17 protein-coding genes are annotated in these 11837 nt (G+C 70.1%); 7 read left to right on the top strand and 10 right to left on the bottom strand.

The features are described from left to right. Positions 1-137: 137 nt before the first annotated feature. Both ACZ5CW_RS00345 and ACZ5CW_RS00340 read right to left on the bottom strand, forming a co-directional pair. Complete coding sequence (locus ACZ5CW_RS00345) at positions 138-887, bottom strand: HAD family hydrolase (RefSeq protein WP_468596992.1); 750 nt, start codon at positions 885-887, stop codon at positions 138-140. Further along, the gene (locus ACZ5CW_RS00340; protein WP_468596989.1) at positions 887-1765 is read right to left on the bottom strand and encodes a winged helix-turn-helix domain-containing protein; all 879 of its coding nucleotides are present in this window, start codon (positions 1763-1765) and stop codon (positions 887-889) included. Before ACZ5CW_RS00340 ends, ACZ5CW_RS00345 begins: the two co-directional genes overlap by 1 nt. Before the next feature lie 159 nt (positions 1766-1924). Between ACZ5CW_RS00340 and ACZ5CW_RS00335 the strand changes: the two genes are divergently transcribed. Then, positions 1925-2113 carry a hypothetical protein gene (locus tag ACZ5CW_RS00335; protein ID WP_468596987.1) on the top strand — a complete coding sequence of 63 codons (189 nt, stop codon included), beginning with the start codon at positions 1925-1927 and terminating at the stop codon, positions 2111-2113. Here the strand turns inward: ACZ5CW_RS00335 and ACZ5CW_RS00330 are convergent. From ACZ5CW_RS00330 to ACZ5CW_RS00320, 3 genes are all read right to left on the bottom strand, one after another. Continuing rightward, entirely contained in the window at positions 2108-3022 is a 915-nt protein-coding gene (locus tag ACZ5CW_RS00330; protein WP_468596985.1) for a winged helix-turn-helix domain-containing protein, read from the bottom strand. The two genes, ACZ5CW_RS00335 and ACZ5CW_RS00330, sit on opposite strands and share 6 nt — an antisense overlap. A 324-nt stretch (positions 3023-3346) precedes the next feature. Beyond that, on the bottom strand, positions 3347-4603 hold the full coding sequence (locus ACZ5CW_RS00325) for a GNAT family N-acetyltransferase (protein ID WP_468596984.1): 1257 nt from the start codon (positions 4601-4603) through the stop codon (positions 3347-3349). 64 nt (positions 4604-4667) lie between these two features. After that, positions 4668-5270, bottom strand: coding sequence for an RsiG family protein (locus ACZ5CW_RS00320; RefSeq protein WP_468596982.1), 603 nt, complete (start codon positions 5268-5270; stop codon positions 4668-4670). 159 nt (positions 5271-5429) lie between these two features. On the opposite strand from ACZ5CW_RS00320, the gene dtd reads away from it, so the two are divergent. Then, on the top strand, positions 5430-5855 hold the full coding sequence (gene dtd, locus ACZ5CW_RS00315) for a D-aminoacyl-tRNA deacylase (protein ID WP_468596980.1): 426 nt from the start codon (positions 5430-5432) through the stop codon (positions 5853-5855). A 10-nt stretch (positions 5856-5865) separates the two neighbouring features. Here dtd and ACZ5CW_RS00310 read toward each other — a convergent pair whose 3' ends face one another. The 4 genes from ACZ5CW_RS00310 to ACZ5CW_RS00295 all read right to left on the bottom strand — a co-directional run bounded on the left by ACZ5CW_RS00310 (position 5866) and on the right by ACZ5CW_RS00295 (position 8449). Then, positions 5866-6309, bottom strand: coding sequence for a hypothetical protein (locus ACZ5CW_RS00310; protein ID WP_468596978.1), 444 nt, complete (start codon positions 6307-6309; stop codon positions 5866-5868). Between the two features lie 121 nt (positions 6310-6430). Continuing rightward, positions 6431-7396: a CAF17-like 4Fe-4S cluster assembly/insertion protein YgfZ gene (ygfZ, locus tag ACZ5CW_RS00305; protein ID WP_468596976.1), complete on the bottom strand. Its 966-nt coding sequence runs from the start codon at positions 7394-7396 to the stop codon at positions 6431-6433. 9 nt (positions 7397-7405) lie between these two features. Then, positions 7406-7843 carry a Fur family transcriptional regulator gene (locus ACZ5CW_RS00300; protein WP_468596975.1) on the bottom strand — a complete coding sequence of 146 codons (438 nt, stop codon included), beginning with the start codon at positions 7841-7843 and terminating at the stop codon, positions 7406-7408. A 30-nt stretch (positions 7844-7873) separates the two neighbouring features. Next, complete coding sequence (locus tag ACZ5CW_RS00295; RefSeq protein ID WP_468596974.1) at positions 7874-8449, bottom strand: heme-binding beta-barrel domain-containing protein; 576 nt, start codon at positions 8447-8449, stop codon at positions 7874-7876. A 230-nt stretch (positions 8450-8679) separates the two neighbouring features. Between ACZ5CW_RS00295 and ACZ5CW_RS00290 the strand changes: the two genes are divergently transcribed. Beyond that, the gene (locus tag ACZ5CW_RS00290) at positions 8680-9042 is read left to right on the top strand and encodes a DsrE family protein (protein ID WP_468596972.1); all 363 of its coding nucleotides are present in this window, start codon (positions 8680-8682) and stop codon (positions 9040-9042) included. Between the two features lie 46 nt (positions 9043-9088). Here ACZ5CW_RS00290 and ACZ5CW_RS00285 read toward each other — a convergent pair whose 3' ends face one another. Continuing rightward, a complete protein-coding gene (locus tag ACZ5CW_RS00285; protein WP_468596970.1) occupies positions 9089-9352 on the bottom strand; it encodes a DUF3099 domain-containing protein in 264 nt (87 codons plus the stop codon). 131 nt (positions 9353-9483) lie between these two features. On the opposite strand from ACZ5CW_RS00285, the gene ACZ5CW_RS00280 reads away from it, so the two are divergent. The 4 genes from ACZ5CW_RS00280 (at position 9484) to ACZ5CW_RS00265 (ending at position 11809) form a co-directional block, all read left to right on the top strand. Then, positions 9484-10230 carry an LmeA family phospholipid-binding protein gene (locus ACZ5CW_RS00280; RefSeq protein ID WP_468596968.1) on the top strand — a complete coding sequence of 249 codons (747 nt, stop codon included), beginning with the start codon at positions 9484-9486 and terminating at the stop codon, positions 10228-10230. Positions 10231-10427: 197 nt separating this feature from the next. After that, entirely contained in the window at positions 10428-10508 is an 81-nt protein-coding gene (locus ACZ5CW_RS00275) for an Ms5788A family Cys-rich leader peptide (protein ID WP_350751515.1), read from the top strand. Between the two features lie 122 nt (positions 10509-10630). Continuing rightward, on the top strand, positions 10631-11476 hold the full coding sequence (locus ACZ5CW_RS00270; protein ID WP_468596967.1) for a sulfurtransferase: 846 nt from the start codon (positions 10631-10633) through the stop codon (positions 11474-11476). Between the two features lie 45 nt (positions 11477-11521). Then, the gene (locus ACZ5CW_RS00265; RefSeq protein WP_004986406.1) at positions 11522-11809 is read left to right on the top strand and encodes a DUF1416 domain-containing protein; all 288 of its coding nucleotides are present in this window, start codon (positions 11522-11524) and stop codon (positions 11807-11809) included. The last annotated feature ends 28 nt before the right edge of the window (positions 11810-11837 follow it).

Here is an 11837-nt window from a genome sequence, read left to right as displayed (position 1 = left end):
GGCCGACACGACCCTCAGGCCCAGCCGAGTGGCCCAACGGGTGGTCTGCCACTCACCTGTGCCGGGCCGACGGCCGAGGACCGGCTCGTTGCCCTTCCTTACGCACGAATCCGAGCGGTGACTCGGACTGGCGCATGCTAGCGCACGAAACGCCCGCTCCGGAGCAGCCGCAGCAGCGGCTCCAGGGACCGTACGACGTGTTCGGCGCCCGCCGCTCGCAGGCGTTTCTCCTTGAAGGCGTTACGCGCGTAGCCCAGGAACGGGACACCGGCGTCGCGGGCCGCGTCCAGGTCCGAGGCCGAGTCGCCGATCATCAGGGCGGCGGAGGGGGCCGCGCCCATCGCGTTCAGGGCGCGGTTGAGGCAGTGCGGGTGCGGCTTGAGGTGGTGCAGCTGGTCGGTGCGGCCGTACAGGTGGGGGGCGAAGCAGCCGGCGAGGCCCCGGGTCTCGAGATACGTGCGGGCCACCCGGGGCGAGTTGTTGGTGGTGACGGCGAGCCGGGCGCCGACGGCGGTCCAGGTGCGGATCAGCGGGTCGGCGTAGGCGGTCGGCAGCGCGGAGACGGCCGCCCGCAGCTCCTCCTGGGTGAGCCGTTCCTCCAGAGCGGCGACGAGGTCGCTGCCCGGGTGGCGGCGGCCCACGGCGCGCAGGACGACCTGCGGGTCCAGCGTCTCCCGTTCCGGGCCGGTGAGCAGTCCCCGCAGGCCCTGCAGCTCCAGCCACTCCACCAGCTCCGCGGCCACCCGTTCCGCCTTGTGCCCGGCGAAGAGGCGACAGATCGGCCCGTCGAAGTCCCACAGCACGACCCGAGCACGTGTGATCAGCTGTCGTAGCTTCTCGATCTCTTTCGCACCAGGCGTCGCATCAGAAGTCGCATCAGAAGTCACTAGGAGAGTGTCAGGTCCGTGGTGATGGTTTCCCAGAGGGCGTCGAACCACTTCTGCGATTGCTCCACGAACGCCGCGTCGCGCTGACCGGCCCGCTTCTCGAAGGAGAAGAGGAGCGACTCGGAGCCGAGGGTGTCGTACATCTCCAGCGTCCCGGTCTCGGTGGGCTCCTCGCGGCGCGTGATCATGTAGTACGCGTACAGCGCCTCCACGCCGTTGAGCAGGTACAGCTTCGCCGGCGGGGTGAACGGCAGGGCCCGGAAGGTGACGTGGACGTCGATGTCGTGGGTGCCGCGCAGCGCCTGGAGGTTGTACTGGAGCACCTGGCCCTGGGCGTTGCGCATCGCCAGCCAGCGCTGGTGGACGGCGTCGTCGTCGCTCCCGGCGTCGACCGAGACCGGAAAGGCGAGGTTGATGTCCCGGGACGGGAGCAGGATGCGGGCGTCGATCCGCTCGGGGCGGATGCGTCCCTCGTGGATCAGGCGCAGCGGCTCGCCGAGGGCGGGGATCAGGCTCTGCGCGGTCAGGCACACCGCGTCGATGCGCACGTGCGGTGCCGAGAAGGCCTCCGTCAGCCGGGGCGCGAGGGCCACCATGGTCGGCTGCGGTTCGTCCGGCGCCGACTGCGGCTCGGCGACCCGGGGCGGGCTGCCCTTGCTGACGTTGCTGAGCAGCCCGTCCTGCTGGAGTACCCGCAGTGCCTGGCGCACGGCACCGCGCTCCACGCCGAACTCCCCGGCCAGTTCGGCCTGGGTGGGCAGCCGCTCGCCCGCCCGGAGGGCGCCGGTGCGGATGCGTTCGCGCAGGATGTCGGCGATCTCCTGGGGCGTGAGCCTTCTGCTGCCGTTCACTGCCACGTTCTCCTGGGTCACGACCAAACGCTACAACTCTGATCCATCTAAGGGGAGTTGCTCGAAAGTTGTTTATGAGTAGGGACCAAGTGGGGACAACTTAGATGAAGTTGGTTGCCAACTTTTCCAAGTTGGCGGAGCTTTTGCTTCCCGCACATTCCACCGGCAGCCCGAAGGGGGATCATCGTGCCTGCCCTCGCTCTCTTCTCCGCCCTGTTCGTCATCGGCTTCGAGCAGCTCGTCGAATGGAAGTACGGCGCCGCCGGCATCGTCGGCATGCTGCTGCTCTCCATCGGCATCAAGGCCAAGAGCCCGGCGGTCAGCTCCGCCGGCGCCGTCCTGCTCGCGGTGCTGCTCGCGGGCCCCGCCCTATGACGCCAGCACCAGGTCCGAACTGATCGTCTCCCACAGCGCGTCGAACCACAGACGCGACTGCTCCACGAACGCCGCGTCCCGCTCCCCGGCCCGCCGCTCGAAGGCGAACAGCATCGACCGGGTGCCGTCGGCGTCGTACAACTGCACGTGCTCGTGCTCGATCTCCCGCTCGCGGCGCCCCAGCGTGTAGTACGCGAACAGCGCCTCGGCGCCGTTGAGCAGGTAGAGCTTGACCGGCGGGGTGAACGGCAGGGCCCGGAAGAAGACCCGCACGTCGATCCCGTGCGTGGTGCGCAGCGCCAGCAGGTTCTGCCGCAGCACCTGACCCTGGGCGTTGCGCTGGGCCAGCCAGCGCCGGTGCAGCAGGCCGCCGTCCGCCGCGTCCACCGGCACGGGGAACGCCAGCTCGATGTCCCGGCTCGGCAGCAGCACCCGCACGTCGATCTTGGCCGGTTTCAACTGCCCGGCATGGATCTGCCGAAGCGGCTCACCGATGGCCAGCGTGAGCGAGACGGAGGTCAGACAGAGCGCGTCGATCCGCACGTGCGGGGCGGCGAAGGCGGCCGCGATGCGCGGCGCGAGACCCACCATGGTGGGCTGCGGCGGCGCCGCGGGGCCGGCCACGGGCCGCGCCGGCCCCGGGACCCCGGCCACGGTGGCCGGGCTTCCTTTGGAAACGTTGGTGAGCAGGTGCTCCGACTGCAGGATGCGCAAGGCCTGCCGCACGGCCCCGCGTTCGACGCCGAACTCGTCGGCCAGCTGGGCCTGCGTGGGCATGCGCTGACCCGGCCGCAGCTCGCCGGAGCTGATCCGGCCGCGCAGTTCGTCGGCGATCTCGCGATGGGACTGGCGTGGCCGCTGTGACCTCGTCCGTCCACTGGCGGAGGCGTGCTCCGGGTCCACGGACAAACACTACAACTTCCCGCCATCTTGTGGCAGTTCACCGACAGCTGGTTATGAGACGGTTCCCAACGGAGATAAGAACAGATGAGTTGGCTGCCAACTCATGCAACATGGTCAAGCTTTCCAGTGGTTGGCCGACCGGGCTCCCTTCCGGAGGGGAGCCGGGAGCCCGGACAGGGGACGGCCACCGGAGCACACAGCCACAGCGCACGACCCGCACAGCCACAACTGAACAACCGGCACAGCCACAACTGCACAAGGCATCGCACAGCCACAACTGAACAGCTCGCTACGGATGAACGGTCAGCATGGCGTCACACGAAGGGAGCCTCAGAAGAGGTCCGGGCACCACGGGCGCCCGGGCGAGCGGAACAGGGCGTCGGCCTTCCGGGCGGCGCCCTCTCGTTCTTCCTGGACCCGGCCGACGGCGGCGAGCCGCAGCGCGGACGCGTCACCGAGCCACAGCCGGGCCAACTCGCCCGCCTCCAGGGTCAGATCGGCAGGCGCACCGCCCGCCGGCCCGCAGGACGCCCCCTCGGGGGAGGCCTCCAGCCGGAACCGGCCCGCGGCCGGACCCGCCCCGCCCGCACCGGCTGCCTCGCCCGCGCCGTCCAGGACCTCGAGCACCAGCGCGCCCTCCCCCTCGTACGTCCGCGCCTCCAGGGCCCGCACGACGTCCAGGATGCGCACCCACAGCCAGTCCGCGTGCTCGGTGACCCGGGCCGCGCGCGGGTCGGGCAGGTGGAAGGGCAGCAGGTCGTCGGGGCCGCGCCAGCCGGTCTTGACCTTCGTGATCCAGTCGATCGAGCACAGGTACCGCCACAGGGCGCGCTCGGCCGCCGGGGTCGTGGTGATCAGCCAGTTGACGTCGGCGGTGTTCTGCGGCTGCTTGCCGTGCCACTTGTCGTCGGACTCGTAGGACACCAGGCCCTCGACCTCGCCGGAGGCCGACCGGTACACGGCGTAGAACGGCTCGGTCCACTCCCCGAAGCGCACGGCCCCGGTGTTCGTCTGCCACCACAGCTCGTCCCGGCTGACCGCGCCCGGCTGGGCGCGGCGGAACCGCTCGTGCAGCTCGGGGCCGAGTTTGCGTACGTCCTCGGCGTCCACCAGGTCGATCCGGCCGCCGTCCGTGGGGCCGGACCAGCGCGGGTCGAGGCCGGCCCGGGTGACGTCGACGGTCCACTCGGTCGTCCAGGTCGCCGGACCGAAGCCGTAGCGCCCGTAGATCGGGTACTCCGCGGCGATCAGGGTGGCCACGACGTCGCCGCGCTCCTTCGCCGCCGCCAGGTCGTGCCGCATCATCCGGGTCAGCAGGCCCCGGCGGCGGTGTGTCGGGCTGACGGTGACGTTGGAGATCGCGTCCGCGGGCACCGGGGTGCCGCCGACCGCGGTCAGTTCCTGGTCGAAGGAGCGCAAGGTGGCCACGCACCGGCCGCCGTCCATCACGCCCAGCCGGCGGCCCGGCACCCGGCGCCGGGCCTCCAGCTGCTCCGGCTCCCTGACCGGCGGCCGCAAGAACCCGGTGCTGAGTGCGCGCTGCCAGTCCTCGAATTCGGCATCGGTGACGATCCGGACCTCGGTCATGGGGCCACGGTAGGCGGACGGTTCCCTGCTGTCGCCCGTATTTCCGGTGCCTGCAGCGGGCCGCTCAGGTCAGCAGATCGTCGACCTGCGCCTCGCCCACCCGGTACCGGCGCGCGATCTCCCCGCTGCACTCGTCGGTCGTGCCCTGCAGCCGCTGGCGGCGCCGGGAGACCTCCTGCTCGTAGCGGACCAGGCGGCCCATGGCGCTGGTCAGTTCGAGGTCCGTGCGGGCCTCGAGGTCGGACAGCTCGACCTCGGCGAGCATCTCGGCGGCCAGCTGCCGGTACTCCTCGTTGTGCGGGGTCCCGAGCGTGACATGGCGGGCCGAGGAGCGGTGCCGGGCCGGGGCGTCCTTGAGGATCTCCGGGAGCCGGTCGACCACGGAGCCGTCCGCGGGCGCCGGCACGGACGCCCGGCCGCGCCGGCACAGCTCCGCGCGCAGGATGTCGATCCGGCCCTGCAGCAGCCGCCGCACATAGCTGAGGTCCGCCTCGTCGCGCTGGGCGTCGCGGCGCAGGGTGCGCAGTTCGGGCAGGCTCAGCCGGGCCAGGTCGGGCTCGGGAGGCTCCGCGGGCAGCGCCGGGCCGCCCGTGCCGTCGCCGCGCTGTGCGGGGGGCCGGTACGTCCCGTGCGTCCCCAGCATCCCGCTGGTACTCGGTGTGCTCATGTGCTTCTGACCGTCCCCTCGACCGCCGTGTGGGAGCATCGTGCCACCCCAACCGGCCGCTATGTGACCGAGTGCCCCCGAACGGCCCCAGATGGGCGCTAAGAGATCTATATTGGACCCCCTGTGGCCGAACGCGGGGCACCGGGCATGATGGTCCGCATGCGTGCGGTGGTGCAGAGGGTGGACGGCGCGAGCGTCGTCGTGGACGGCGAGACGGTGGGCGCGATCGAGGGCGAGGGGCTGTGCGTCCTCGTCGGTGTGACCCATGAGGACACCAAGGAGAAGGCCGCACAGCTGGCCCGCAAGCTGTGGTCGATCCGGATGCTGCAGGACGAGAGGTCGTGCAGTGACATCGACGCCCCGCTGCTCGTGATCAGCCAGTTCACGCTGTACGGCGACGCCCGCAAGGGACGCCGGCCCACCTGGAACGCGGCGGCCCCGGGCGATGTCGCCGAGCCGCTGGTGGACGAGGTGGTGGCGCAGTTGCAGGCGCTGGGGGCGACGGTGGCGACGGGCCGGTTCGGGGCGCAGATGCGGGTGTCCCTGACGAACGACGGCCCGTTCACCGTGCTTCTGGAGATCTGACGCGCATCGGTCAGGCGTAGACCACGCGCTCCTCCGAGCACTTGTGGAAGCTTCCCTTGACCACGCAGACGTACATGACCCAGTCGCTGCCTTCCCTCAGGTCGCCCGACTTGCGGTCCTCGTAGCCCTTGGCGTGCCCGCGCGTCGACGCGAGGCGCTCGGGGCTCGTGGACAGGTGGGCCTCGATGCCGTAGCCGTCGGCACGGCCGTCGTAGGCCACCAGCGTGTCTCCGGGCTTGCCGTCGCCCGGATCGCGCCACCACTCTCCGTCCCCGACGAAGTCGGCGCCGTCCCAGGCGTCGATGATGAAACCGCCGCCGGGGCGGTTCAGCGGGAAGTAGTCGAACTTGAAGTTCGGTGCCGCGGAAGCCGGCGTGGCACCCGCCAGCGCCAGCCCCGCCGTCAGCGCGGCGGCCCCCGTGAGTGCCCCGAGCCTCGCCTTGATGCTCGCCATCGTGCGTGTCCCCCTCTGGGTCGTGGTGCCGCTCTTGGTCAGAGTGCGGTACCGGAGGGTTGGATCATGAATGATCCGTTCGAGACACGACAAGTCGTTTTCGGCCAGTTGTGGTCAGGGCCTAGGGCTCCACGACGACTTCCTGGGCGGCGGCCGTGTCCCCGGCGATCAGCCGGGCGTCGGTCGGGGTGTTGCGCTTGATGAGCGCGAGGGCGACCGGGCCCAGTTCGTGGTGGCGTACGGACGTCGTCACGAAGCCGATCTTGCGGCCGTCGGGGCCCTCGTCCGCGAGGCGGATGTCCGTGCCGGGCGCCGGCAGGTGGACGTCGCTTCCGTCCAGGTGCAGGAAGACCAGCCGGCGCGGCGGCTTGCCCAGGTTCTGGACGCGGGCGACCGTCTCCTGGCCGCGGTAGCAGCCCTTCTGCAGGTGCACCGCCGTGCCGATCCAGCCCAGCTCGTGCGGGATCGTGCGGTGATCGGTCTCGAAGCCCAGCCGGGGACGGTGCTGCTCGACGCGCAGCGCCTCGTAGGCGAGCAGGCCGGCGGCGGGGCCGTGCTGCGCCGCGAAGGACTCCAGGTCGGCGCGCGGCAGGAAGAGATCACGGCCGTGCGCCGTCTCGCGGACGACGACGCCCTCCGGCACCGCGGCGATCGAGCCGGCCGGCAGATGGACGACCGCGAAGTCGTCGGTGCGGTCGGCGGCCTCCACCCGGTAGAAGAACTTCATCGACTCCAGGTACGCGAGCAGCGCGTCCTGGGTGCCGGGCTCGACGTGCGCCCAGACCGTCGTACCGTCGTCCACCAGGTACAGGGCGTGCTCGATGTGACCGTGCGCGGAGAGGATCAGCGCCTCGGTCGCCTGGCCCGCGGGCAGGTCGCTGACGTGCTGGGTGAGCAGGAGGTGCAGCCAGCTCAGCCGGTCCTCGCCGCTGACGGTGACGACACCGCGGTGCGAGAGATCGACGAAACCGGTGCCGTCGGCGAGGGCGCGCTGCTCACGGAACAGGTCGCCGTAGTGGGCGGCGACACCTTCGTCCGCTCCTTCGGCGGGGACGGCGCCGGGCAGGGACAGCAGGAGGCTCTTCATACGGCAAGCCTACGACGTGGTAGTTGAACTCTTCAGTGAGCAGTCACGGCACCGGCCGAAGATCGCGAAGTGCTTCATGTCGGTGTCGAACCCGAACTGCTGGCGCAGCTTCGCCGTGAAGTCGGCCGCCACGTCGACGTCCGCCTCGATCACGTTCTCGCAGTCCCGGCACACCAGGTGCAGATGGTGGTGGCGGTCGGCGAGGTGGTAGGTCGGTGCGCCGTGGCCGAGGTGGGCGTGGCTGACCAGGCCCAGCTCCTCCAGCAGCTCCAGCGTCCGGTAGACGGTGGAAATGTTGACCCCCGACGCCGTCTTCCTCACTTCCACGAGGATGTCGTCGGGGGTCGCGTGCTCAAGGGTGTCCACGGCTTCGAGGACAAGCTGCCGCTGCGGCGTCAGCCGGTAGCCGCGCTGCCTGAGGTCGCTCTTCCAGTCGGTGCTCACCACACCGAAGAGTCTAGGACCACTTGGGCGGGCCTATTTGAAGAAGGCGATCCCGTCGTCGGGAAGGTCGTCCGGAAGGGCCTTCGCCCAGCGCTCGACGTCCTCGGGGGTGACGACCTTCTTCAGGTGGGCCGACATGTAGGGGCGCAGCTCGACCTCGGGGGTCTGCTTCTCGCCGACCCACATCAGGTCGCTCTTGACGTAGCCGTACAGCCGCTTGCCGCCGGCGTACGGCTGGGCGGCGGCCGTCCGGGCGACGGCGTCCGTGACCAGGTCGATCTGCGGCTTCTTGTCGGCCATCTCGCCGTACCAGATCTCCACCGTGCCGTCGTCGCGGGTCATCGTGACCTCGACCTTGCGGTCGGCGTCGATCCGCCAGAAGCCGGACTCCGACTCCAGCGGACGGACCTTGTTGCCGTCGTTGTCCAGCACCCAGGTGTGGGAGTGGTACTCCAGGAAGTCCCGGCCGTCGTGGGTGAAACTGACCTCCTGCCCGAAGTTGCACTTCTGCGAGCCGGGGAAGTCGTGCACGCCCGCGCCGGCCCAGTTGCCGAGCAGGAAGGCGAGCGGGACGAGGTCCTTGTGCAGGTCGGACGGGATCTCGATCATGAGCGGAAGCTTTCCTCGGTGTGGATCAGCGCTGGCCCTGGTACAGCTTCTTCACGGTCAGACCGGCGAAGGCGAGCACGCCGACGCAGACCAGGACCAGCAGGGTTTCGAAGAAGATCTCCACGGGTGCTCCTTGAGCGAGGGTGGGCATACGACAGAGCCGGGGCCCAGCTTACGCGGCCGAGGCCCGGCCCTCCTTGTGAGGTGGGCGGTAGGGCTACCCTGCCCCCATGGCGAAGAAGCTCGTGATCAAGGTGACGGCCGGGGCCGACGCCCCCGAACGCTGCTCGCAGGCGTTCACGGTGGCTGCGGTGGCCGTGGCCAGCGGGGTCGAGGTCTCGCTGTGGCTGACCGGGGAGTCCTCCTGGTTCGCGCTGCCGGGGCGGGCGGCCGAGTTCGAACTGCCGCACGCGGCCCCGCTGCCGGATCTGGTCGACTCGATCCTCGCGGCCGGCCGCATCACCCTGTGCACGCAGTGCGCCGCCCGCCGGGACATCACGGAGAAGGACGTCGTCGAGGGCGTGCGGATCGCGGGCGCGCAGGTCTTCGTCCAGGAGGCCCTGGCGGACGACACCCAGGCGCTCGTCTACTGACACCGGCTTCCGCGGGCGGCCCGGCAGGGCCGCCTCCACGGGGCTCTCACGGACGCGGGCGCTTCTTGCCGTCCAGTTCGTCCCACCACTCGTCGGACTTCGGATCCCCGGACGGATCGTCCCACCAGCGGTCCTCCGGGCCCCGCCGGTTGGCGATCATCGCGGCGACCGGCGGGATGACCATGGCGAGGACGCACATGCCGACGGCGGCCGGCACGGACCACAGGCGCACGACCGCCCAGGCCAGGACGAAGAGCCCGATGCACGTTCCCATCATGGCGAAGTAGATGTGCCGCCGCCGTGCGTACATGGTTCCAGGGTAGAACCGACAGCCCCTGTCACAGGTGATCGACAATCCCCGCCCGGGCCCGGCCCCCAGGGTTACCGTGGCGTAGACGTACCGGATTCCGAACGCTGTCGCCGACCCGGGGGAAACACCTCATGCGTGCCCTGCGAATACTTCTGATCGTCGTCGTGATCCTGGGCGTGCTCTTCGTGATCGTGGACCGGGTGGCCGTGCACTTCGCCGAGAGCGAGGCCGCGGACAAGCTGAAGGCGACGGAGAACCTGGCCTCCACCCCGGACGTGGACATCAAGGGCTTCCCGTTCCTCACCCAGGCCGCCGGCGGCTCCCTGGACGACGTCGAGGTCGGCATCAAGGACTACGAGGCGGCCACCGGCAAGGCCGGCCAGACCATCCGCATCGACGACCTGACGGCCGACATGAAGGGCGTCGAGTTCTCCGGCGACTACAGCTCCGCCACCGCGGCCACCGCCACCGGCACCGCGACGGTCTCCTACGCCGAGCTGCTCAGGACCGCCAAGTCCGAGCCGACCGACGTCGGCCTCGGCGTCAAGGCCCAGGTCGTCGGCCTCTCCGACGGCGGCAACGGCAAGATCAAGGTCGCCGTCAAGGTGCGGGGCACGGTCGCGGGGGCCATCCCCATCGACCGGACGGTGTCCGTGCTCAGCTCGGTGACCGTGGAGAACGACAAGGTCCAGGTCCACGCGGACTCCCTGCCCGCGATCAGCGGCCTCGCGCTCGCCGAGAACCGCGTCCGCACGATCACCGACTTCCGGCAGGCCATCGACCGGCTGCCCGGCGGCATCAAGCTGGACAAGGTGGAGGCCGCACCGGACGGCGTGAAGATCAGCGTGAAGGGTTCGGACGTCAGGCTGGCGGGGTAGGCAGGCCGTCGATGGACGCCCGACGTCCGACTGGCGAGACATTCACGTCCGTACCGCAGATGCTGCACCCCCAAGAGCGCCCGGAGGCCGGAGGACGGCCGCCCGGGCGCGATTCATATCCCGCCATTCGGACGATCGCATCTCGCCATATGACACACCGGTGACACGCCCGCCCGGACGTCCCTACGATCGGGCCCATGAAGCGACAGGCGGATCTCACGAAGCGGCGGGCAGTGGACCTGTGCCGCGTTGCCGCCATGCTCTGTCGCCCCTTCTGAGCGAAAGTCCCCGACTTCCGCGTCTCATCCCTGCCCTGCTGGAAGGGCACCCGTGCGCCGCATCAGCGCGCACCCCTCTCTACTCGCACGCCCCGCCGCGACTGCCCCGGAGGAGAAAGAGCATGAGCCGCAGCGACGTCCTCGTCGACGCCGACTGGGTCCAGGACCACCTGGACGACCCGACGATCGCCATCGTCGAGGTGGACGAGGACACGTCCGCCTACGAGAAGAACCACATCAAGAACGCGATCCGCATCGACTGGACCAAGGATCTGCAGGACCCGGTCCGCCGTGACTTCATCGACCAGGAGGGCTTCGAGAAGCTCCTGTCGAAGAAGGGCATCGCCAACGACACGCTGGTGATCCTCTACGGCGGCAACAACAACTGGTTCGCGTCCTACGCCTACTGGTACTTCAAGCTGTACGGCCACGAGAACGTCAAGCTTCTCGACGGCGGCCGCAAGAAGTGGGAGCTGGACGCCCGCGAGCTCGTCGACGGCGGCGACGTGCCCGAGCGCGCCGCGACCGACTACCAGGCCAAGCCGCAGGACACCTCCATCCGTGCCTTCCGCGACGACGTCGTCGCCGCGATCGGCGCGCAGAACCTGGTCGACGTGCGTTCGCCCGACGAGTTCTCCGGCAAGCTGCTCGCCCCGGCCCACCTGCCGCAGGAGCAGTCGCAGCGCCCGGGCCACGTCCCGAGCGCCCGGAACATCCCGTGGTCGAAGAACGCCAACGACGACGGCACCTTCAAGTCGGACGAGGAGCTGAAGGCCCTCTACGCCGAGGAGAACGTGGACCTCGCCAGGGACACGATCGCCTACTGCCGCATCGGTGAGCGCTCGGCCCTGACCTGGTTCGTGCTGCACGAGCTGCTCGGCGTCGAGAACGTCAAGAACTACGACGGCTCCTGGACCGAGTACGGCTCCCTGGTCGGCGTGCCGATCGAGCTCGGCGCCAACAAGTAACCCACCCCGACCGACCTTCCGGTCAGACCCCTCTGGAGAAACAGCATGTGTGGAGCGAAGGCCGGCGGCCCGGACGCCTCGACGATCAAGCCCGGTGAGACCACGATCCAGGGTCAGGTGACCCGCGACGGCGAGCCGGTGACGGGCTACGTCCGTCTGCTGGACTCGACCGGCGAGTTCACCGCGGAGGTTCCCACCTCCGCCACGGGGCAGTTCCGCTTCTACGCGGCCGAGGGCACGTGGACCGTCCGCGCGCTGGTGCCCGGCGGCACCGCCGACCGCACGGTTGTGGCCCAGCAGGGCGGCCTCGCGGAGGTTGCCATCGCGGTCTGAACGGACTCGGTGACGGAACTGAAGGGCC

Source organism: Streptomyces sp. NPDC031379 (assembly GCF_055569615.1).
This window is presented reverse-complemented; position numbering and strand designations above follow the sequence as displayed.

Excerpts from the sequence above, each read along its gene's own strand:
- ACZ5CW_RS00265 (WP_004986406.1), top strand. The coding sequence starts at position 11,522 with ATGTGTGGAGCGAAGGCCGGCGGCCCGGACGCCTCGACGATCAAGCCC.
- ACZ5CW_RS00280 (WP_468596968.1), top strand. The coding sequence starts at position 9,484 with ATGCGTGCCCTGCGAATACTTCTGATCGTCGTCGTGATCCTGGGCGTG.
- ACZ5CW_RS00295 (WP_468596974.1), bottom strand. The coding sequence starts at position 8,449 with ATGATCGAGATCCCGTCCGACCTGCACAAGGACCTCGTCCCGCTCGCC.
- ACZ5CW_RS00270 (WP_468596967.1), top strand. The coding sequence starts at position 10,631 with ATGAGCCGCAGCGACGTCCTCGTCGACGCCGACTGGGTCCAGGACCAC.
- ACZ5CW_RS00290 (WP_468596972.1), top strand. The coding sequence starts at position 8,680 with ATGGCGAAGAAGCTCGTGATCAAGGTGACGGCCGGGGCCGACGCCCCC.
- ACZ5CW_RS00325 (WP_468596984.1), bottom strand. The coding sequence starts at position 4,603 with ATGACCGAGGTCCGGATCGTCACCGATGCCGAATTCGAGGACTGGCAG.
- ygfZ (WP_468596976.1), bottom strand. The coding sequence starts at position 7,396 with ATGAAGAGCCTCCTGCTGTCCCTGCCCGGCGCCGTCCCCGCCGAAGGA.
- ACZ5CW_RS00320 (WP_468596982.1), bottom strand. The coding sequence starts at position 5,270 with ATGAGCACACCGAGTACCAGCGGGATGCTGGGGACGCACGGGACGTAC.
- ACZ5CW_RS00310 (WP_468596978.1), bottom strand. The coding sequence starts at position 6,309 with ATGGCGAGCATCAAGGCGAGGCTCGGGGCACTCACGGGGGCCGCCGCG.
- ACZ5CW_RS00285 (WP_468596970.1), bottom strand. The coding sequence starts at position 9,352 with ATGTACGCACGGCGGCGGCACATCTACTTCGCCATGATGGGAACGTGC.
- ACZ5CW_RS00275 (WP_350751515.1), top strand. The coding sequence starts at position 10,428 with ATGAAGCGACAGGCGGATCTCACGAAGCGGCGGGCAGTGGACCTGTGC.
- dtd (WP_468596980.1), top strand. The coding sequence starts at position 5,430 with ATGCGTGCGGTGGTGCAGAGGGTGGACGGCGCGAGCGTCGTCGTGGAC.